Origin of the sequence: Bacillus sp. B2-WWTP-C-10-Post-4, assembly GCF_009183805.1 — a bacterium.
Taxonomy (GTDB): domain Bacteria; phylum Bacillota; class Bacilli; order Bacillales; family Bacillaceae_G; genus Bacillus_A; species Bacillus_A cereus.
In genome coordinates this window covers 1-20,696 of sequence record NZ_WEII01000014.1, presented here as the reverse complement: position 1 = coordinate 20,696, position 20,696 = coordinate 1, and the positions used below count along the sequence as shown (strand labels likewise).

Here is a 20,696-nt window from a genome sequence, read left to right as displayed (position 1 = left end):
TTATGAGACAAATTTTTAGTGACAAAAAAATTGATGCGTCGCTGTTTCTACAAATGGAAAACTTAATGTATGCCCTTCTAAAAGAAGACGATGCCTATCTTGAATATGGCTATAAAGCATACTACGACGAAATTGAAAAGAAAGTTGTCATTAGTCACTTTTGGGATGATCGAAAAGAAGAAGATACAGTAATCGGATTAAAAAGCGAAGTGTTCTTAAAAGCACTTGGTAATAAACATTACTCGGACATGACTTTAATTCGTTCTTATGCGATTGAATTGCAAGAATCGCCCCTAAAAAAGTTTTTAACACAATTATTTGTTCTATTAGAAGATTTACGCGTTGAGGAAATCGTAAAGAACTTACGTCCTGGCACGAAGCATGTTTTTAAACGTCGAAAAGAAATGTACCGCAATTATTTCGGCTCTCAAAATGAAATAAACCGTGTTCGTAATTATCACGGTGATCGTCTATTTTGCCTATGCTATCTTTCATTAACTAGCGATAAATACGAAATGTTTAATAATGAATATTTTGAGCAAATTGAAGCGATTTTACATGAAACATTCCAAGCACGTAATACAGAAGATATTATGTATATCGTTGAGAAAATTCGCTATCGCTTAGAGGCGCTTCTTGAAAGCGATATGCTTAACAACTATTTCGGACATGCTCCACTTTACTTATCTGTCCTTGCAGACGAAAAGAACTGTCGCGTCGAAGATTTAGCAAATGATGATACGCAGCTTATAGATGACGATGAAAATAAAAACAAAATGGATGAAAGTTTCTCCACATGGCATCGTGAAAATAAAAATAACGAAAACGAGAACTTTTTACGCTTTGAATTAGAAAGCGGAACAAAAACTAATATGATGGGTGATACTGCCCGTGAATCAGAAGATGGCGACCAAGCACTTGGTTCTGTACAAGGTACCTCACAAAAAAGTACACAATCCAACTTTGATGGCGCTGATACAGAAGAAGCAAGGGCTTCACACGCTTCTAGCCAGCACGACGGTGCATACGGTAAGTATAATGTAGGTGCTTCTCATACATTTAAAGAAGCTCGCAAACCAAACTCAGATGAGAAAAAAGATTACCAAGCTATCAAATCAGTCGTCAATAAAGATGTAAAAGAATTAAAGAAAATTATCGAAAAAACAATTGAAAATAAAACGAATGCGAATAGTGATAAATATTACGGAAGACTTCGTAAGAAATTCCTTCGTATTTATACCGAAAAACAACCGCGTATGTTTTATAAAAAAGGACAAGAGTCACAAGAACTCGATGTTGCATTCCAACTATTAGTTGACTGTTCTGGTTCTATGTATAACAAAATGGAAGAAACGAAGAAGAGTGTTGTACTATTCCATGAAGCTTTAAAGTCTTTAAAAATCCCGCACGCTATTAGCGGATTTTGGGAAGATGCCTCTAGCGCTAAACCTGAAGATAAGCCGAACGTTATCCATGAAGTTGTAAATTATAAAAACTCAACGTTGCCAAACGTTGGTCCAGAAATTATGCAACTTCGTGAAGAAGAAGATAACCGCGACGGATATATTATTCGTATCGTTTCTGAAAAACTTGCCAAAAGACCTGAGAAACATAAATTCTTACTAGTCTTCACAGACGGTGAGCCTTCTGCGCTAGACTATCAACAAGACGGAATTTTAGATACGCATGAAGCTGTTAAACTCGCGCGTAAAAGTGGTATGGAAGTAATCGGTATCTTCATCGAAGAAGGCGAAGCGAAAGAAGCAACTTATCAATTGATGAAAAACATTTATAACCATCACTTCTTAGTTGCAAATCATGCTGAAGATTTACGATTGAAGATTAAACCATTGCTGAAAAAACTATTACTGAAGACGATTGAATAGAAAATAGGAGCCTTGTGGCTCCTGTTTTTTCGTTCAATTACTTTGTTTCTGGTTGAAACTTGTATGGAATGGCTACTTCTAATAAAGATTCAAATCCTCCGTCATAGTATGGGAAACGCTCATTCGCAATTGTTCGATCTACCCACTCTATTGCAGAAATTTCACCTTCATCTTCCGCAATAAGTTCCCCTTTTACTACATTCGCTCGGAATGTAAAAAATAGTGCATGATTCCCTGATTCTTCAAAGAATTTTTCATTGATCGCAACAAGCCCCCCAGCCAAGGCGGTTAAACCTGTCTCTTCTTTCACTTCTCTTATTAGTGCTTCCTCTAATATTTCACCTTTTTCCACAGCCCCACCTGGCAATGACCAAACGTTTTGTTCTACATTATGTACCATTAATATTTTATCTGTTTCTTCGTCATGTATTAGTGCGTATACGACATCAACTCTTTGCATAAGACTTCTCTCCTCCCAAAAATAATGAAGAGCCGATTCCTAAGAATCGACTCTTCCTATTAATTCATCACTAACTCAGCTGTGAGCTTTTTTTTTAACTTAGCCAGCATGTCAGTTGTCATTTTGTCTAAATCGTATTCTGCTTTAAAGCCCCACTCTTTCATTGCTGCAGTTGCGTCAATAGAGTTTGGCCAGCTATCAGCGATTGTTTGACGAGCTGAATCTACTGCATAATCCATTGTAAACGTCGGAATGTGTTTACGAATTGACGCTGCAATTTGCTCTGGCTCGAAGCTCATTGCTGTAATGTTAAATGCATTTCTATGCACTAGCTTACTTGGATCAGCTTCCATTAATGAAATGATCGCTTGTAAAGCATCAGGCATATACATCATGTCCATGTACGTTCCTTCAGCAATGTATGAGGTGTATGCACCTTTTTTAATCGCCTCATAATAAATTTCAACTGCATAATCAGTCGTTCCGCCTCCTGGAGGAGCTACGTAAGAAATTAAACCTGGGAAACGGACACCGCGCGTATCTACGCCAAATTTTTGATGATAATAATCACATAGTAATTCTCCTGCCACTTTGTTTACCCCATACATCGTAGTAGGACGCTGAATTGTATCTTGCGGTGTATTATCTTTTGGCGTCGATGGACCGAATGCACCGATAGAACTTGGCGTGAAGAACTTACAGTTTAATTCACGAGCTGCTTCTAATGCATTTACAAGTCCGCCCATATTTAAGTTCCATGCGAATAACGGATTTTTTTCTGCTGTTGCTGAAAGTAAAGCTGCTAAATGAATAATTGTATCTACTTCATTACGCTTTGCGATATCATGTAGTTTTTGTCCATCTGTTACATCTAACGTTTCAAATGGACCAGACGTTACTACTTCACTATCTGTTTCACGAATATCTGTTGCAATAACATTTGATGCGCCGTATACATCACGAAGTTTCATTACTAGTTCAGAACCAATTTGCCCTAAAGAACCGGTTACTAGAATTTTTTTCATTTTCCCCACTCCTCATTTGCAAGCTATTCAAAAGATGTCGTTACTTAAATGATGCCCATTTCTTTTCCTACTTTTTCATACTTAAGAATTGCTTCATCTAACATTTCTTTCGTATGAGCTGCTGTAGGCATATTACGAACGCGCCCTGTTCCTTTTGCTACAGTTGGGAACACGATAGATTTTGCGTATACACCTTCTTCATTTAGACGTTTACTAAATTCTTGTGTTAATACTTCGTCCCCAATGATACAAGGTGTAATTGGCGTTTCACTTTCCCCAATGTTAAAGCCAAGTTCTTTTAATCCTTGTTTTAAGTAGCGACCATTTTCCCATAAGCGATCGTGTAACTCTGTGCTTTCCATTAAGATTTCAATTGATCTCATGCAAGCTGCTGCATCAGCTGGTGTTAATGCTGTAGAGAATAAGAATGGACGTGAACGAACTTTTAACCAGTCAATTAAATTTTGTTTCCCTGCTACATATCCACCAATTACCCCAATTGCTTTTGATAATGTACCAATTTGGAAATCAACTTTATCAGAAAGACCGAAGTGCTTTACAGTTCCTGCACCTTTTCCAAGTACACCTGAACCGTGTGCATCATCTACGTATGTCATTAAATCTAACTCTTCTGCAATCTCAACAATTTCTGGTAGTTTTGCAACATCTCCATCCATTGAAAAGACACCGTCTGTAATTACCATTAATTTATTGTAAAGACCTGATTCTTTCGCCGCAATTGCTTTTTGGCGTAAATCTTCCATATCCGAATGTTTATAAACAATAATTTTTGCTTTTGATAGACGACTACCATCAATAATAGAAGCATGGTTTAATTCGTCTGAAAGAATTGCATCATTTTTATCCATAACGGCTGAAATCGCTGCCATATTACAGTTAAATCCTGATTGATAAGCAATTGCTGCTTCTGTATGTTTAAACTTTGCAATTGTTTCTTCTAACTTAATATGCAAATCTAAAGTACCGTTAATTGTACGAACAGCCCCTGCTCCAACACCGTACTTATGAATAGCACCAATTGCTGCTTCTTGCAAACGGCTATCTGTTGCTAATCCAAGATAGTTGTTTGAAGATAAGTTAATATATTCTTTTCCGCCAATTGTAATGATCGGTCCATTTGAACTCTCAAGCGGATCAATTACGTTATAAAGCCCCTTTGATTTTAAATCCTCTAAATTTTCTTCTAAAAATTTCGCAAGTGTTTTACTAGACATCGTGAAGCCTCCCATCGTTCATGTAAGCGGATTATTGTCTTAATAGTTCTAATAATCCCTCTACTAGCTTAACACGTTTTCAGAATTTATTATAGAAAAATAGTTTAAAGTAACCGCTTACAATTTTAGATTATATATGATTCATTACAATAAATCTATTATTTACTTTTCATATTTGATAGAATTAAAAAAATATTTCGGGAGGTTTCAAACATGGCATTTACAGAATCTGATGTATACAATAACACAGCATTTTTCGAACAATATATGAAACGAAGATACCGAGAAAATAGCCCAAATGAATCCATTGAAAAACCAATATTCTTTCAGCTCATTGGTCATGTACGAGGAAAACAAATTCTCGATTTAGGCTGTGGTGATGCTAAGTTTGGCGCGGAATTATTAGAAAAGGGATGCTACTCTTACACCGGCATTGAAGGCTCCGAACTTATGTATGAAAAAGCTAAAAAACAACTAGAAAATAAAAATGGAACTGTTCATTTTTTAAACCTCAAAGATTATACCTACCCCTCTTCCACTTTTGATTTAGTAACATCTAGACTCGCCTTACATTATATTGAACATCTTGATACCATTTTTCAAAATGTGTTTCAAACTTTAAAAACAAATGGCACCTTTACCTTTAGCGTTCAACATCCCGTTATTACTTCTTCGTTTGAAAGCTTACAAACAAGTGGTAAAAGAACGAGTTGGCTCGTCGATGATTACTTTAAACTAGGCAAACGGGTTGAACCATGGATTGACCAAGAAGTTATTAAATATCATCGTACAACGGAAGATTATTTTACATTATTACAGCAAGCCGGATTTACCATTACATCATTAAAAGAAGCTACACCAAATCCAACCTATTTTCAAGATGAAGAAGAGTATAAACGTCGCTTACGTATTCCTCTCTTCCTCTTATTTTCTTGTACCAAATAAAAAAACGATGAATCACTCATCGTTTTTTTATCTCATTGCCTGAGCAACTTCTTTAACTACACGTCTTCCTCTTCCGTGAGGTATACAAAGCGGTGTTCCAAATAACGGATCCGTACTAATTTGACACTCCATTCGGAATACATCACGTACTAGTTTCTCATCTACCACTTCTTCAGGTTTACCTTGTGCATATATTTGTTTATCTTGAATGGCTACAATGTTATCTGCATAGCGACATGCTAAATTTAAATCGTGTAATACCATAACAATTGTTCTTTGTTCTGTTTCATTTAATTCGAATAATAAATCTAGCACTTCAATTTGGTGAGTCATATCTAAATATGTAGTAGGCTCATCCAGTAAAATAATATCTGTATCTTGTGCAAGCGTCATTGCAATCCAAGCACGTTGTCGTTGTCCACCTGAAAGAGCATGCACATCACGCTCAGCAAATTCTGTCATACCTGTTGCTGCAAGTGCCTTCTGTACCATTTCCTCATCTTTTTCTGACCACTGTTTCAGCCATGTTTGATATGGATAGCGTCCTTGTTTTACAAGTTGCAATACTGTAAGCCCTTCAGGTGCTTGCGGTCCTTGCGGTAAAATTGCCATTTGACGAGAAATTTGCTTCGTTTGCATACTTTGAATAGCTTGATTATCTAACAAAATGTCACCAGTTGTTGGCTTTAATAATCTAGCTAGTGAACGTAATAAAGTTGATTTCCCGCAACCGTTGGAACCGATAAAGATTGTAATTTCACCTTTTGGAATTTCTAAATTCAACTCATCGATAATAATTGTTTCACCATAAGACAACGTCAAACGTTTCGTCTCCAATGCTTTTTGCATATTCATCTCCCTTTATGAATTCCGACTTTTATAAAGTAAATAAATAAAATAAGGTGCACCAATTGCTGATGTAAATACCCCTGCTGGAATTTCAAGTGGTGTGAAAACTGTACGCCCAATTAAATCTGCAGCAAGTACTAGAATTGCACCAACAATAGCTGCAACTGGGAGTAATGCACCGTATAAAGAACCAACTAGCCTTCGTGAAATATGAGGTGCCATTAAACCGACAAATCCAATTCCTCCGGCGAAGGCAACTGCTCCCCCAATTAAAGCCGTACTAAGTAATAACATGAATACGCGTGACTTCGTTAAAGGAACACCAAGTCCTACCGCAATATCATCCCCTAGCTCTTGCGCATTTAAATGTCTAGCAGCTATAAATGATATTACCGTTAAAATGAGAACCCACGGTGCAAGCACCATAACGTTTTGCCATGAAGAACCATAAACAGTACCTGTAATCCATACATTCGCTTGACTCGCTTGATAAATTGGTGCTAACAACATAAACAAAGTCGTTGCCGCTTTCGTTAATGCCCAAAACCCCACACCAATTAAAACAAGACTAATCGGCGATAACCCGTCATTTCTCCATGCAAATAAATATACAAAAAGCGCCACAATCGTTGCCCCAACAAAGGCTGCTAACGGCATATAATGAATACTTACAGTTAGCGCATTATTTTTATCACTAAATATAGCTAAAAACAATACAACTGCAACACTTGCCCCGCCCGTAATCCCGATGATATCCGGAGAAGCAAGTGGATTTCGAACGAGACCTTGTAAAATACATCCTGCTACAGCAAGCGCAATTCCTACGAGGATAGCAATTAAAATACGTGGCATACGAAACTTATTCACAACCATATTTGACATCGCATCGCCATTTCCAGTAATTGCTTGCCATACGTCATAAGGAGCAATTTTCATGTCTCCCATACCTGCGCTCGCAAAGAATAATCCTATTAAAACAACTAGTAAACTTAACAAGACGAGACAAGCTCGTTTATACATTAAAAACGAGAGCTCACCTTTTCCTATACGAAACGGAATATATTTCTTCATTTGCTAAGCCCTCTCTTACGTGCAATATAAATAAAGAATGGAGCTCCAATAAATGCTGTCATAACTCCTACTGGTACTTCTTGTGGCATAATGACATATCTTGCTGCTATATCAGCCAATATTAGTAGTATTGCACCTAACAATCCGCTATAAGGCACTCTCCATCTGTGGTCAACTCCAACAAGAAATCTCGCAAAATGCGGAGTAATAATTCCAATAAATCCAATTGGGCCAGCAACCGCAACCGAACTACCAGACAACAGTACAATAATAAGTAACACGAATGATTTCATTAAAATTGTTCGTTGTCCAAGTCCTTTCGCGACGTCTTCTCCCATCATCAATGTATTTACTTTCCCTGCCATCATAAGAGATGCAATCCATCCTATTAATAAATATGGGAATACAGATTGTAAAATTTCTAACTTTCTCCCTTGCACAGATCCAGCAAGCCAAAATAATACCTCTTCAAGTGCTTTTTCATTTAACACAAGTAATCCTTGTGTTAATGATGAAAATAACGCACTAATTGCGACCCCTGCTAACGTTAACTTAAGAGGAGTAGTTCCTTCTTTTCCTAAAGAACTAGAAGCAAATACAAGTACAGCTGCAACCGCCGCTCCTAAAAAGGCAATCCATGTGAAAGCTGATAATGATGTTACTGAAAAGATTACAATTGCTACAACTATGAAGAACGCAGCACCTGAATTTAATCCAATAAAATCTGGAGAAGCAAGTGGATTCTTAGTTAAAGTTTGCATAAGACAACCAGCAATGGCTAAACTAGCACCAACACTAGCTGCAATTAACGCCCTAGGCAGACGTACATTTTGAATAATAATATGTTCATTGGAACCGTTAAAATGGAAAAAAGCATCCAATGCTAGTTTCCAACTCGTATTTGTATACCCGAAAATAATACTTCCCCAAATACAAATAACGACTGCAATGATTCCAACAAATAATCCAATCCATTTTGCTCGATTTGTTTTTAATAACATGCAGCGTTTCCCCTTCAATGTATAATGATACGTTGTTAGTGTATTTCAACTTAATTCTCATTGTCAACGGAAATGAGAATTATTTTCACCCATATGTATTGACAATCAAAAGATAAAGGCTTAATATCATGCTTGCTATTGAAAAATATTCTCAACATGTAGGGGGTACATAATGAATTTCATGCGGAAGAAATCGTTTACAGTATTTGTATTTTTACTAGCATTTTCAATGCTTTTAAGCGCTTGTGGAAAATCAAATAACAAAGAAGAATCTACAAAAGAAGATAATAAAAAAGAAGTGGTTACTGTAGAACATGCAATGGGTAAAACAGAAGTTCCTGCTAATCCAAAACGTGTAGTTATCTTAACAAATGAAGGAACTGAAGCTTTACTTGAATTAGGTGTGAAACCAGTTGGTGCTGTAAAGTCTTGGACTGGTGACCCATGGTATCCACATATTAAGGATAAAATGAAAGATGTAAAAGTTGTTGGTGATGAAGGACAAGTTAACGTTGAAACAATTGCTTCTTTAAAACCAGACTTAATTATCGGTAATAAAATGCGCCACGAAAAAGTGTACGAACAACTAAAAGCAATTGCACCTACTGTGTTCTCAGAAACATTACGTGGTGAATGGAAAGATAACTTCAAATTTTATGCAAAAGCATTAAATAAAGAAAAAGAAGGTCAAAAAGTTGTAGCAGATTACGAATCACGTATAAAAGATTTAAAAGGCAAACTTGGCGATAAAGTAAACCAAGAAATCTCTATGGTTCGTTTCATGCCTGGTGATGTTCGTATTTATCATGGCGATACATTCTCTGGTGTTATTTTAAAAGAACTTGGATTTAAACGTCCTGGAGATCAAAATAAAGATGATTTTGCAGAGCGTAACGTATCTAAAGAGCGTATTTCTGCTATGGATGGTGACGTATTATTCTACTTCACATTCGATAAAGGAAATGAGAAAAAAGGATCTGAACTAGAAAAAGAGTATATAAACGATCCTCTATTTAAAAATTTAAATGCAGTAAAAAATGGTAAAGCATACAAAGTTGATGACGTTATTTGGAATACAGCTGGTGGCGTAATGGCCGCTAACCTACTATTAGATGACATCGAAAAACGCTTTGTTAAATAATATTTCCTTAACCAGCTCCCTTCTGTGGAGCTGGTTATTTTTCAATTCACTTAAATGTCACATTATTTCGTTTTGTATTTTTATTCCCAATATGTTATATTGAGAAAGTAAATAGAATATATTTTCTTTATATCAGAATAAATGTTTTAATCTAAATTTTCTGATTAATCACTATTTTATTTTCTTTTAGAATTCAATTATTACATTTGAAAACGCTTATCATCTCGTTTTCAGGGCAAAATACAGTAACGGTCGAAGAAAAATAGAACTTTTTTAGAAATTTTCTTTCTATTTCCATATAATTCTATTGACTTCTAAATATTTTGTAAATTAAAATGATTACATAAATATCCGTTATACAGGATTAGGGGGAAACAAACATGGATGCAGCTTTAAAATTAGACAAAGCTGGAGAGCAACAATCACCAAAAAAACATCCACCAGGGTTATACTTGTTGTTCTTTACAGAAGCATGGGAAAGATTTAGTTATTACGGAATGCGTGGCTTATTAGTTCTTTATTTAACAACGAGCTTAGTAAGCGGCGGTTTAGGATTTGATAAAGCAGTTGCAGTTCAAATTTACGGTATTTTCACAATGTTAGTATACTTCACACCTATTATTGGTGGTTGGTTAACTGACCATTTCATTACGAAGCGACATGCCATTACTATTGGTGGTATCATCATGGCAATTGGTAACTTTGTATTATTCTCAATGAACACAAAAACTGGACTTTTCTTAGGATTAGGATTATTAGTTATTGGTAACGGATTCTTCAAACCAAATATTTCGACTTTACTAGGTCAATTATATAGCGACAACGATTCTCGTCGTGATAGTGCCTTCACTATCTTCTACATGGGGATTAACTTAGGAGCTCTTATCGCTCCATTCATTTGCGGTTACTTCGCAGATTATAGATACGGTTTCTTAACAGCTTGTATCGGTATGATTATTGGGCAGCTTGCCTTTAATTTCTTAGCACCTCGTTACTTAGGGTCTATCGGAACAACTGTTGTAGGTAAACAATCTAAAGAAAAAAATGCAAAAGCAATTGAGAAAAAACCTTTAACAACACAAGAGAAAAAACGTACTGCTGCAATTTTAATTTTAACTTGTTTCGTAGTATTCTTCTGGGCAGGATTTGAGCAAGCTGGTAGTTCTTTAACACTTTACACAGATAAGTTCGTAGATCGTACAATTGGTGGATTTACAATTCCAACACCTTGGTTCCAATCTGTAAACCCACTATTCATTATCTTACTAGCATTACCTGTTTCTGCGTTATGGATTAAGCTTTCAAAAACAAAAAATGGCGATTTGAAAATCCCAACAAAAATGGCATTAGGCATGATTTTACTAGGGATTGGATATTTAGTTCTAACTTTAGCTGTTTTAAAAACTGGTAGCGATGAAGGTAACATTACAATGAAAGCAAACTTACTATTCATTGTATTCACTTACATGTTCCACACAATCGGTGAGTTATTCTTATCACCAATCGGATTATCTATGGTAAGTGCAATTGCTCCTGTTAAATTAGCATCATTATTAATGGGTGTATGGTTAGCTGGTACTGGCTTCGCAAACTTATTAGCAGGACAATTAGCCGCTTTCACTCAATCTTTAGGATATTTAGAAGTATTCGCAAGCATCGGTATTATCGTAATTGTACTGGGATTAGTACTTCTTATGTTCTCTAAGAAAATTGCACATATGATGGAATAACAAAAAGACGCTTCTAAAATTAGAAGCGTCTTTTTTATTACTTCTCCTCTAAAGCTGTCACGTCCACATGAACGCTCTCACCAGGATTAGATACATCATACACTTGAGCACTCCCCTTCTGCTCATCACAGCTCTCAATCCATACTGGTACGCCCTCATATGTAACGTCAATTCTACTTGAAGAAGATAAGATTTGTTTCACACGTTTCACATCCATACTACTATCCCTCCTTTTGCTTACTACACTCCTTTTTATTTTTTCTTTTCCTTTTAGAATATATTCCGTCAGGCAGCATGTTGATTGATAGTCATTTCTTCCTAACATGCTAATATTTACTCTCTCGCTACCTTTCTGACAAATAAAAAAAGACGTATATTCTACACGTCTTTTTCCATAATATTCAAATTTTAAGAAAATAATGTTTTTACTACTGCACTTACTTTATCATTATGGATTTGATAATACACTTCTAATCCTCGTCTTTCAAAGCGTACTACTTTATTTTGCTTTAACTTCGTTAAATGTTGTGAAACAGTTGATTGTGGAATTTCTAATACTTCCTGTAGCTGTGTTACATTACATGTTCCTCTTTGCATAAGTTCCATTACTAGACGTAGACGAAGTGGGTGAGCTAACGCTCTTAACATTTGTACATCTTCTTCTGAAATACGACATTCGAATTGATTTTGGCTCATAAAGTTCCCCTCATTTTCGTTTTTATTTGCGTTTTTATGTTCTTTTTATTTATTTATATATCTGTTCTTATATTTCCTGTTACGACATAACTTTATCAACCTATAAAGCCGAAAAATTTTTCCATCTTTATCAGCAAAAATTCAGGAAAAAATCCTTGCTGATTTTGAATATTATACTATATGATATAACGAAAAAGCAAAATAATGGCCTACGAATACTTTGCTTGCAAACGTTGTTTTATCAGGCTTTTTGTTATATTTTCACCTCATTGAAATGCACAGTAACGGTATTGTAAAATACCGTCTATAATTGATAACCTATCGTAATGTAGTTGAACTATAATTAACCTCTTTGTTACGCTAAAAGGAATTTTCAGTAAAAAGAGATGATGTGATATTAAAAATTTGTTTCTTATTTTTTATTCGTATTGCAAGCGGTTGGATTGTTGTGCAAAACTTCCTATTAAATCCACTCACCGTTCCCCCCACTAGATCAAACAGGACAGATAATTGCATATATCAAACTTTATACTTAATATAAAAGACTTCATCTAATATACGCCTATAAGGAACATGCCATCTGAATAAGCAAAATAATATGCAAATAGTTTATACAGCACACTTAAATTCATTTGAGTGTGTTTTTTGTCTACTTTATGAACAAAGCTTTTCTTTTAACACTATTATGGAATAATTATACTTTTTTACGTTGACAATAGTGTTGAAGGAGAATATACTAAGCATGTAAGTTGATTGTGAATTGTTTCACAAATAATGTGAATTTCTTCACATATAATAGATAGGAGTTGTCATTATTATGAGTACTTGGACACAAATTTATGACCCGTTAAACAATATTTGGTTATCTGCACTAATCGCAGCACTTCCAATCTTTTGTTTCATCATTTGTTTAATGGGATTCAAAATGAAAAGTTACATGGCTGGTCTTTATAGTGTGATTGTCGCTATTATCCTTGCAATATTTGTTTATAAAATGCCAGCAACAGTAGCTGTAGCATCTGCCGGATTCGGTGTTTTATCTGGATTTTATCCAATTTGTACTATCGTTATCGCTGCAATTTTCCTTTACAAATTAACTGTTAAAACAGAGCAATTCAATATTATTCGCGATAGTATTTCAAGCATTACAAATGATCAACGTTTACAAGTATTATTAATCGCTTATTCTTTCGGTGCTTTCTTAGAAGGCGCAGCTGGTCTAGGGGTTCCAGTTGCTATTACAGCTGCACTACTTGTAGGTATGGGCTTTAATCCATTAAAAGCAGCAGGTATTTGTTTAGTAGCTAATATTGCTGGTGGTGCTATGGGTGCTATGGGTATTCCAGTTACAGTACCAGCACAATTAACTCAACTTGACGCATTAACTATTGGTCGTCAAACTGTTCTTATTTTACCTTTCATTAGTGTTATCTTACCTTTCTTACTTGTTTCAATGGTCGATGGAATTAAAGGTATTAAAGAAACTTGGCAAGGTATTCTTGTAAGTGGTGTTTCTTTCGCTATTACTCAATTCGCTGTAACTTACTTCTTAGGCGCAGAACTTACTAATATTTTCGCAGCCGTTGTAAGTATGATCTCTCTTGCATTATTCTTACGTGTTTGGCAACCAAAATCTTCTACTAAAGAAGAAAAACAAGAAACTAAAGTATCACATACATTCAATCAAATTTTATATGCTTGGTCTCCATTCGTATTCTTAACTGCATTTGTAACAATCTTTAACTTAAAACCGATTAAAGCTTTATTTGCTCCAGATGGTGCGTTAGCAAACTTAGTATTTAACATTCAGTTCCCTGGTCTTCATAATGCTGTTATGAAAACTACACCAATTACAAAAGCTGATACACCTTTCGCAGCTGTTTTCAAATTTGATGTATTCTCTTCTACAACTACTGCGATTGTACTAGCAATTATCGTTTCACTTATCGTTTACCGCGTAAAAGGTAAAATGGTTAAAGAATTAATGATTGAAACAATGAAAGAATTAAAAGCTCCAGTATATACAATTTGTAGCGTTATCGCATTAGCTTACGTAGAGAACTACTCTGGTATGTCATCTACACTTGGACTTGCATTCTCTTCTACTGGTAATGCATTCCCAATTCTTTCTCCAATCTTAGGATGGATTGGCGTATTCATTACAGGTTCAGTAGTTTCAAGTGGTTCTTTATTCGCACCACTTCAAGCAGTAACAGCAGACCAGTTAAACATCGTCCCTTCTACACTCGTTGCCTTAAACGTAGTAGGTGGTACAATGGCAAAAATGGTTTCACCACAATCTGTAGCAGTTGCTTGTGCCGCAGTTGGACTAGTTGGTAAAGAATCTGCTCTATTTAAAACAGCAATGAAATACAGTTTAATCTTCTTAGCTGTTATTAGCTTACTTCAATTAAACGCTGTATTTAATATCTTTTAAAAATAAAACACCGATCCAAATGGATTGGTGTTTTTCACATTACATTTTTTTATTTTTTAATAAAGAAGCTCCAGCAATTTCAGGGTGAGTCATTTCGAATGGATCTAAAATAATATCCAATTCCTCTTCTGTCAGTACACCATGCTCTAAACATAACTCCCTAACAGATTTTCCTGTTTCAATCGCTTCACGTGCAATACGAGATGCTGCTTCATAACCAATATGAGGATTAACTGCTGTAATAATTCCAACACTTTTCTCAACATATTGCTTCAGCAATTCTTCATTTGCTGTAATTCCTTCAATACAATATTCACGGAATACACGGAATCCATTATTCATAATACTTATAGATTGAATTAAATTAAATACAAGCACAGGCTCCATTACGTTTAACTCTAATTGTCCTGCTTCTGATGCTAAGCAAATTGTATGATCGTTTCCGATTACTTGGAATGCGACTTGGTTAATCACTTCTGCCATAACTGGATTTACTTTACCTGGCATAATTGATGAACCTGGCTGACGTGCTGGCAATTGAATTTCAGCCAACCCAACACGTGGCCCAGACGCCATAATACGAAGATCGTTTGCAATTTTAGACATGTTCATCATACATACTTTAAGTGCTGCAGATACTTCTGTGTATGCATCTGTATTTTGCGTTGCATCAACTAAATGCTCTGCACCAACAAGTGGGAACCCACTAAACGTTCTTAAATGTTTTACTACTTGTTCAATATACGTAGGATTTGCATTTAATCCTGTACCAACAGCTGTCGCCCCCATATTCACTTCATATAAATGTTGACGAGACTGTTTAATTCTTTTTATATCGCGCGCAAGCACTCGGCTATACGCTTCAAATTCTTGTCCAAGGCGAATTGGAACTGCATCTTGTAAATGTGTGCGTCCCATTTTAATAACGTGATCAAACTCTTTTGCTTTTTTACGAAAAGCAGAATGAAGTTCTTCCATTGTAATAAGAAGCTTTTCTAACATCATAAGAGTTGCAATATGAATCCCTGTTGGAAACGCATCGTTCGTTGATTGGGCCATGTTCACATGAGTGTTTGGGCTAATTTTCGCATAAGCACCTTTTTCATATCCCATACGTTCTAACGCTCTATTCGCAATTACTTCATTTGTATTCATATTAATAGAAGTTCCGGCTCCGCCTTGAATAGGGTCCACGATAAATTGATCATGAAACTTTCCATCAACAATTTCTTGCGCTGCTTCTGCAATTTCATGTCCAATGTCTTTAGCTAAGTAACCAGTATCTATATTCGCAAGTGCCGCCGCTTTTTTCACAATTGCCATTGCTGTAATGAGTGATGGATGAATGCGATATCCTGTAATTGGGAAGTTTTCTACAGCACGTAATGTTTGTACACCATAATAAGCTGCACTTGGTACTTCTTTTTCACCTAAAAAATCTTTTTCTATACGTATATCCTTCGTTGCTATCATTTTTATCACCTATACTTTTTCATTCTAAATCCTTATCCAAAAAATCCGCCCTCTAAAAACACGAGTATCATTCAGAAGAATTTTTCAGTATCCACCTTCACTATATAGCACCTTTTTTGAAAGCGCAAACATTTATTTTTCTGTATATCCTTTTTATTAAAGTTTATAGAAAATCATTCTCCTACTTTCCTTATTTCCACTCGTTTAATTTGATGCATATCCTTTTCAAGGACTTTAAAATAAAAACCGTGTTTCTCAATAATATCTCCTTCAGCAACGATTTGTTTTTGTACCATAATCCAGCCACCAATTGTATCTACATCATCAGCAATTAAATGTATGCCAAGCAAATCATTTACTTCACTAATAAGCACTTTTCCCTCTACGATTTTATAGCCTTCACTTATATGCTCTATAGGTGGATTCTCATCTTCATCGTATTCATCTCGAATTTCTCCAACAATTTCTTCTAAAATATCTTCTAGTGTAACAATCCCTGCTGTACCACCATATTCATCATACAATACAGCTAATGGAATGTGTTTTCTTTGCATTTGTAATAGTAAATCATGAATTGGAATATTTTCTAGCACTTCAATAACTGGCCTTGTATATGGCATAATCGAGCACTCCTCGTCCCGACTACCATCCATATAACGAATAAATAAATCTTTTACATTAACCATCCCAATAATTTCATCTTTATCTTCACCAAATACAGGATATCTCGTGTACTTTTCTTGCGCGATTACTTTAATATGTGTTTCAAATGGTTCGTCCTCATATAAGCCTACAACTTCCGTACGAGGTACCATAATTTCTTTTGCTACTCTATTATCAAATTCAAAAATATTATTTACATATTTAAATTCCCTTTGGTTAATCTCTCCGCTCTCATAGCTCTCAGATAAGATTAACCTTAATTCTTCTTCTGAATGAGCTACTTCATGTTCAGAAGCTGGATGTAATCCAAATAAACCAGTTACAATCCTCGCTGAACCATTCAAAGCCCAAATAAACGGATACATAACTCGGTAAAAATAAATAAGTGGCTTCGATAACAATAAGCTAACTTGTTCTGCTTTTTGTATAGCAAAGGTCTTTGGAGCAAGTTCCCCAATGACAACATGTAAAAATGTAATTACTGCAAAGGCAATAATAAATGAAACTGTACTGGAAATTGCAGGTGAGAATTGCAATTTTAAAAACAACGGCTCGAGTAAATGTTTAATGGTTGGTTCTCCTAACCACCCGAGCCCTAAAGCAGTAATTGTAATACCTAGCTGACAGGCCGATAAATATTCATCTAAATTTGTAGTTACCTTTTTAGCGGCCAGTGCACCTCGTCTTTTTTCGCTAACGAGTTGATCAATACGACTGCTACGTACCTTAATAATTGCAAATTCAACAGCCACAAAAAATGCTGTTAACCCAATAAGAATGACTACCATCAATAATTTTAAAATATCCACATATGCTCTTTAGCTTTCTTAGCTAAAGTTACACCTCCTTTTAAAAAGAAGTTTCACTTTAGTTTCTTCAATTATTGGAAAGCAACTCTATATAAAATCCACCAATTTTCAAACCTCATACAATTCTAAAGGTAAACCATCAGGGTCTTGGAAAAAGACGAATTTCTTCCCCGTTATTTCATCAATACGGATCGGATCGGTTCGGTCTCAACACCACATTGATTTAAATGCTTCACAGCTTCTTCTATATTTGTAACAGCAAATGCTAAATGTCTAAGACCGGCTGCTTCTGGAAAACTTTTGCGCTCAGGCGGATTTGGAAATGAAAATAATTCGATTTGATACTCTTCTCCTACACATAAATCTAATTTATAAGAATCTCGTTCCTTTCTATATACTTCATTCATTTCTTTAAACCCTGATATTCTAGTATAAAAATCCTTTGACGTCTCATAATTCGAACAAATAATTGCAACGTGATGCACTCTACATATATTCATACTCTCTCTATTCCTTTCTTTACCAAAGATGCATATTCTCCCTTGAAATGAAAAACATATATAGCAGAATATCTCTTTTAGGGGGCTTACCATGAAATTCATTACTTTTTTCGTCGGATTAATTGTTGTTTTCTTGCTCGCTTATATTGCTAGCAATAATAAGAAGCATATTAAATTTAAACCAATTTTTATCATGCTTATTATACAGTTAATTTTAACCTATTTACTATTAAATACAGAAATCGGCCTCATACTTATTAGAATCATTTCCAGTTTGTTTACAAAGCTACTCGAGTATGCTGCTAATGGAATAAATTTCGTATTTGGTGGTCTTGCAAATAAAGGTGAAATGCCATTTTTCCTTACTGTATTATTACCAATCGTCTTTATTTCTGTTTTAATTGGTATATTACAACATTTCAAAATACTACCATTTTTCATTCGTTGGATCGGGTACTTTCTTAGTAAAATAAATGGTCTTGGAAAATTAGAATCTTACAACGCTATCGCCTCTGCCATTGTCGGCCAATCAGAGGTTTTTATTACAGTGAAAAAGCAATTAGCTCAAATTCCAAAACACCGTCTTTATACACTTTGTGCCTCCGCTATGTCAACCGTATCTATGTCTATCGTAGGTGCCTATATGACAATGATTGAACCTAAGTATGTAGTAACTGCACTCGTTCTCAATTTATTTAGCGGTTTTATTATCGTACTCATCATTAACCCTTACGACGTTAAAGATGACGAAGATATTTTAGAAATCAAAGGTGAAAAACAAAGCTTTTTTGAAATGCTTGGAGAATACATTCTTGATGGTTTTCGTGTAGCCATTGTTGTCGGCGCTATGCTCATCGGATTTGTCGCATTAATTAGTTGTATTAATGACTTGTTCCTCATTATATTCGGTATTACGTTCCAACAATTAATTGGCTACGTATTTGCACCTATCGCATTCCTTATCGGTGTACCAAGCTCTGAAATTGTAGCAGCTGGCAGCATTATGGCAACGAAGCTTGTAACGAATGAATTTGTCGCAATGATGGACCTTAGTAAAATTTCTAATAGCCTTTCTCCCCGTACAGTTGGTATTATTTCTGTTTTCCTTGTATCTTTTGCCAATTTTTCTTCCATTGGTATTATTTCAGGTGCGGTAAAAGGACTAAACGAAGAACAAGGAAACGTTGTTGCGAGGTTTGGCCTTAAATTACTATATGGAGCTACTCTCGTTAGTATTTTATCTGCAATTATCGTAAGCATTATGTTGTAATTAGGTAAAATTTTATCATTTTCTTATCCCTATCTTTTGTATACAATAACGAATAGATGTCTTATAAAGTGAAGGCTAATAATCAGAGTGGGGCTATCCCCACTCTGATTATTAGCCTTCACCAATCGGGTATTTACGGGCAGTTATCTCCCACCTAACTTCATTGCATTCACTGGACTTGGAGGTGGGAGTTTTACTACCCGTTAATACGGGATAAATAATCAAGACATCTATTTTTTATACATGTACAATCGCTTTTATTTAGCGTAAAATATTTTTTATGTGTTTGAATACACTTCTAAATGTATACACTTTGATAGTTTTAAAGGAGAAAAAATGATGAAATCCGACACGAACAAAGATACGCGAGCCAAAAAAGGACGCTCAAAGAAAAAACGCCTACTTTGGTTCCTTCTTATTCCATTACTAATTGTAGCACTTGGAGCAGGAGGCTATTCCTTCCATATATACAGTAAAGCAAAGTCCGTCTTAAATAATGCTTATGCTGAACTAGGCCGAGGAGATAAGTCCAGTAAACGTGAAAAAGCTGTTAAACCTATGACCGACAATATTTCCGTACTAATTATGGGTGTTGATGAAAGTGATATTAGGGAAAAAGGTTATGGAAAAGCAACTCGAACAGATGCGTTATTACTTGCAACAATTAATAAAAACGATAAATCCGTTAAACTTGTAAGCATTCCACGTGACTCACGCGTCTACATTAAATCACGTGATAAATACGATAAAATCACACATGCGCACGTATTCGGTGGTGTAGACAGCACAATTGATACGGTAGAGAACTTTTTAGATGTTCCAGTTGATTATTATGTAAAATTCAATTTTAAATCCTTTATTAAAATTGTTGATTCTCTTGGTGGCATTACTGTGGACGTTCCAGTTGAATTCACAGAGCAAAATAGTAAAGATGAAGCAGATGCAATTCATCTAAAAAAAGGACGTCAACATTTAAATGGAGAAGAGGCACTGGCACTAGCTAGAACTCGTCACATCGATAGTGATTATATGCGTGGCCAACGACAACAGCTTGTATTAGAGGCCATTGCTGAAAAGGCACTATCTCTTAATTCCATTAATAAAATCGGTGGCCTACTAGACGCTGTCGATAAAGACTTAAAAACCAATTTAACTTTTGATGATATGATGACAATTACAAAAAATTCAATGGATTCAAATTTAAAGATGGAAAAAATGCAAGTAGAAGGTACAGATAAATATATAGGTGGTATTTATTATTACGTGCCAAATGAAAAAAGCGTCGATACTATTTCAACTACCCTTCAAAAACATCTCGGTGTTACGAATAAAAATGAACATAAAAAATTATAATAAAAAGGCTGCTAGATCTTTCTAGACAGCCTTTTTATTATATTTTTCAACATATTTTTCATACACATTGTGACAAGAAGTGACAATTATTACAGAAATGTAACATTTTTTATGAAAACATTACACACGCAGTGAAAATAATAGTATACTAG

General features: G+C 35.3%; 17 protein-coding genes and 1 pseudogene. 7 read left to right on the top strand and 11 right to left on the bottom strand.

Annotated elements, in window-relative coordinates:
• Nucleotides 1–2 precede the first annotated feature (2 nt).
• A complete protein-coding gene (locus GBN78_RS09135; RefSeq protein WP_001248851.1) occupies nucleotides 3–1,886 on the top strand; it encodes a vWA domain-containing protein in 1,884 nt (627 codons plus the stop codon).
• A 37-nt stretch (nucleotides 1,887–1,923) separates the two neighbouring features.
• Here the strand turns inward: GBN78_RS09135 and GBN78_RS09130 are convergent, their stop codons facing one another.
• The 3 genes from GBN78_RS09130 to GBN78_RS09120 are packed head-to-tail and all read right to left on the bottom strand — an operon-like array spanning nucleotide 1,924 to nucleotide 4,606.
• Nucleotides 1,924–2,346 (bottom strand): NUDIX hydrolase, encoded by a 423-nt coding sequence (locus GBN78_RS09130; protein ID WP_001189940.1) that lies wholly within the window; start codon nucleotides 2,344–2,346, stop codon nucleotides 1,924–1,926.
• A gap of 59 nt (nucleotides 2,347–2,405) precedes the next feature.
• Nucleotides 2,406–3,371: an L-threonine 3-dehydrogenase gene (locus tag GBN78_RS09125; RefSeq protein ID WP_000723129.1), complete on the bottom strand. Its 966-nt coding sequence runs from the start codon at nucleotides 3,369–3,371 to the stop codon at nucleotides 2,406–2,408.
• 44 nt (nucleotides 3,372–3,415) lie between these two features.
• Nucleotides 3,416–4,606 carry a glycine C-acetyltransferase gene (locus GBN78_RS09120; protein WP_000095905.1) on the bottom strand — a complete coding sequence of 397 codons (1,191 nt, stop codon included), beginning with the start codon at nucleotides 4,604–4,606 and terminating at the stop codon, nucleotides 3,416–3,418.
• A 213-nt stretch (nucleotides 4,607–4,819) separates the two neighbouring features.
• Here GBN78_RS09120 and GBN78_RS09115 point away from each other — a divergent pair, with 213 nt between their 5' ends.
• Nucleotides 4,820–5,551, top strand: coding sequence for a class I SAM-dependent DNA methyltransferase (locus GBN78_RS09115; RefSeq protein ID WP_000885966.1), 732 nt, complete (start codon nucleotides 4,820–4,822; stop codon nucleotides 5,549–5,551).
• 27 nt (nucleotides 5,552–5,578) lie between these two features.
• Here GBN78_RS09115 and GBN78_RS09110 read toward each other — a convergent pair whose 3' ends face one another.
• The 3 genes from GBN78_RS09110 to GBN78_RS09100 are packed head-to-tail and all read right to left on the bottom strand — an operon-like array spanning nucleotide 5,579 to nucleotide 8,472.
• Nucleotides 5,579–6,400: an ABC transporter ATP-binding protein gene (locus tag GBN78_RS09110; protein ID WP_152127289.1), complete on the bottom strand. Its 822-nt coding sequence runs from the start codon at nucleotides 6,398–6,400 to the stop codon at nucleotides 5,579–5,581.
• A 12-nt stretch (nucleotides 6,401–6,412) separates the two neighbouring features.
• On the bottom strand, nucleotides 6,413–7,471 hold the full coding sequence (locus tag GBN78_RS09105; protein ID WP_000760054.1) for a FecCD family ABC transporter permease: 1,059 nt from the start codon (nucleotides 7,469–7,471) through the stop codon (nucleotides 6,413–6,415).
• A complete protein-coding gene (locus tag GBN78_RS09100; RefSeq protein ID WP_152127288.1) occupies nucleotides 7,468–8,472 on the bottom strand; it encodes a FecCD family ABC transporter permease in 1,005 nt (334 codons plus the stop codon). The genes GBN78_RS09105 and GBN78_RS09100 overlap by 4 nt, the downstream gene beginning before the upstream one ends.
• A gap of 172 nt (nucleotides 8,473–8,644) precedes the next feature.
• Between GBN78_RS09100 and GBN78_RS09095 the strand changes: the two genes are divergently transcribed.
• Entirely contained in the window at nucleotides 8,645–9,613 is a 969-nt protein-coding gene (locus GBN78_RS09095) for an ABC transporter substrate-binding protein (RefSeq protein WP_001010274.1), read from the top strand.
• 380 nt (nucleotides 9,614–9,993) lie between these two features.
• A complete protein-coding gene (locus tag GBN78_RS09090) occupies nucleotides 9,994–11,343 on the top strand; it encodes a peptide MFS transporter (protein ID WP_044584126.1) in 1,350 nt (449 codons plus the stop codon).
• Nucleotides 11,344–11,380: 37 nt separating this feature from the next.
• Here GBN78_RS09090 and GBN78_RS09085 read toward each other — a convergent pair whose 3' ends face one another.
• Together GBN78_RS09085 and GBN78_RS09080 are read right to left on the bottom strand one after the other, a co-directional pair.
• Nucleotides 11,381–11,560 (bottom strand): acid-soluble spore protein H, encoded by a 180-nt coding sequence (locus GBN78_RS09085; protein ID WP_000382679.1) that lies wholly within the window; start codon nucleotides 11,558–11,560, stop codon nucleotides 11,381–11,383.
• Nucleotides 11,561–11,751: 191 nt separating this feature from the next.
• Nucleotides 11,752–12,039 carry an ArsR/SmtB family transcription factor gene (locus GBN78_RS09080; RefSeq protein WP_000081428.1) on the bottom strand — a complete coding sequence of 96 codons (288 nt, stop codon included), beginning with the start codon at nucleotides 12,037–12,039 and terminating at the stop codon, nucleotides 11,752–11,754.
• 817 nt (nucleotides 12,040–12,856) lie between these two features.
• On the opposite strand from GBN78_RS09080, the gene GBN78_RS09075 reads away from it, so the two are divergent.
• Nucleotides 12,857–14,476 carry an L-lactate permease gene (locus GBN78_RS09075; RefSeq protein WP_000109103.1) on the top strand — a complete coding sequence of 540 codons (1,620 nt, stop codon included), beginning with the start codon at nucleotides 12,857–12,859 and terminating at the stop codon, nucleotides 14,474–14,476.
• 39 nt (nucleotides 14,477–14,515) lie between these two features.
• On the opposite strand, the gene aspA is transcribed toward GBN78_RS09075, so the two are convergent.
• The 3 genes and pseudogenes from aspA to gloA2 all read right to left on the bottom strand — a co-directional run bounded on the left by aspA (nucleotide 14,516) and on the right by gloA2 (nucleotide 17,921).
• On the bottom strand, nucleotides 14,516–15,949 hold the full coding sequence (gene aspA, locus GBN78_RS09070; protein WP_000562130.1) for an aspartate ammonia-lyase: 1,434 nt from the start codon (nucleotides 15,947–15,949) through the stop codon (nucleotides 14,516–14,518).
• A 173-nt stretch (nucleotides 15,950–16,122) separates the two neighbouring features.
• On the bottom strand, nucleotides 16,123–17,421 hold the full coding sequence (locus tag GBN78_RS09065; RefSeq protein WP_152127286.1) for a hemolysin family protein: 1,299 nt from the start codon (nucleotides 17,419–17,421) through the stop codon (nucleotides 16,123–16,125).
• Nucleotides 17,422–17,529: 108 nt separating this feature from the next.
• A pseudogene (gene gloA2 / locus GBN78_RS09060) lies at nucleotides 17,530–17,921 on the bottom strand (SMU1112c/YaeR family gloxylase I-like metalloprotein).
• A gap of 91 nt (nucleotides 17,922–18,012) precedes the next feature.
• Here gloA2 and GBN78_RS09055 point away from each other — a divergent pair.
• Nucleotides 18,013–19,191 (top strand): NupC/NupG family nucleoside CNT transporter, encoded by a 1,179-nt coding sequence (locus GBN78_RS09055; RefSeq protein ID WP_000668870.1) that lies wholly within the window; start codon nucleotides 18,013–18,015, stop codon nucleotides 19,189–19,191.
• Between the two features lie 336 nt (nucleotides 19,192–19,527).
• On the top strand, nucleotides 19,528–20,544 hold the full coding sequence (locus tag GBN78_RS09050) for an LCP family protein (RefSeq protein WP_044584123.1): 1,017 nt from the start codon (nucleotides 19,528–19,530) through the stop codon (nucleotides 20,542–20,544).
• Nucleotides 20,545–20,696: the final 152 nt, after the last annotated feature.

Coding starts and splice junctions, on each gene's coding strand:
- GBN78_RS09135 (WP_001248851.1), top strand. CDS start 3: ATGAGACAAATTTTTAGTGACAAAAAAATTGATGCGTCGCTGTTTCTA.
- GBN78_RS09130 (WP_001189940.1), bottom strand. CDS start 2,346: ATGCAAAGAGTTGATGTCGTATACGCACTAATACATGACGAAGAAACA.
- GBN78_RS09125 (WP_000723129.1), bottom strand. CDS start 3,371: ATGAAAAAAATTCTAGTAACCGGTTCTTTAGGGCAAATTGGTTCTGAA.
- GBN78_RS09120 (WP_000095905.1), bottom strand. CDS start 4,606: ATGTCTAGTAAAACACTTGCGAAATTTTTAGAAGAAAATTTAGAGGAT.
- GBN78_RS09115 (WP_000885966.1), top strand. CDS start 4,820: ATGGCATTTACAGAATCTGATGTATACAATAACACAGCATTTTTCGAA.
- GBN78_RS09110 (WP_152127289.1), bottom strand. CDS start 6,400: ATGCAAAAAGCATTGGAGACGAAACGTTTGACGTTGTCTTATGGTGAA.
- GBN78_RS09105 (WP_000760054.1), bottom strand. CDS start 7,471: ATGAAGAAATATATTCCGTTTCGTATAGGAAAAGGTGAGCTCTCGTTT.
- GBN78_RS09100 (WP_152127288.1), bottom strand. CDS start 8,472: ATGTTATTAAAAACAAATCGAGCAAAATGGATTGGATTATTTGTTGGA.
- GBN78_RS09095 (WP_001010274.1), top strand. CDS start 8,645: ATGAATTTCATGCGGAAGAAATCGTTTACAGTATTTGTATTTTTACTA.
- GBN78_RS09090 (WP_044584126.1), top strand. CDS start 9,994: ATGGATGCAGCTTTAAAATTAGACAAAGCTGGAGAGCAACAATCACCA.
- GBN78_RS09085 (WP_000382679.1), bottom strand. CDS start 11,560: ATGGATGTGAAACGTGTGAAACAAATCTTATCTTCTTCAAGTAGAATT.
- GBN78_RS09080 (WP_000081428.1), bottom strand. CDS start 12,039: ATGAGCCAAAATCAATTCGAATGTCGTATTTCAGAAGAAGATGTACAA.
- GBN78_RS09075 (WP_000109103.1), top strand. CDS start 12,857: ATGAGTACTTGGACACAAATTTATGACCCGTTAAACAATATTTGGTTA.
- aspA (WP_000562130.1), bottom strand. CDS start 15,949: ATGATAGCAACGAAGGATATACGTATAGAAAAAGATTTTTTAGGTGAA.
- GBN78_RS09055 (WP_000668870.1), top strand. CDS start 18,013: ATGAAATTCATTACTTTTTTCGTCGGATTAATTGTTGTTTTCTTGCTC.
- GBN78_RS09050 (WP_044584123.1), top strand. CDS start 19,528: ATGATGAAATCCGACACGAACAAAGATACGCGAGCCAAAAAAGGACGC.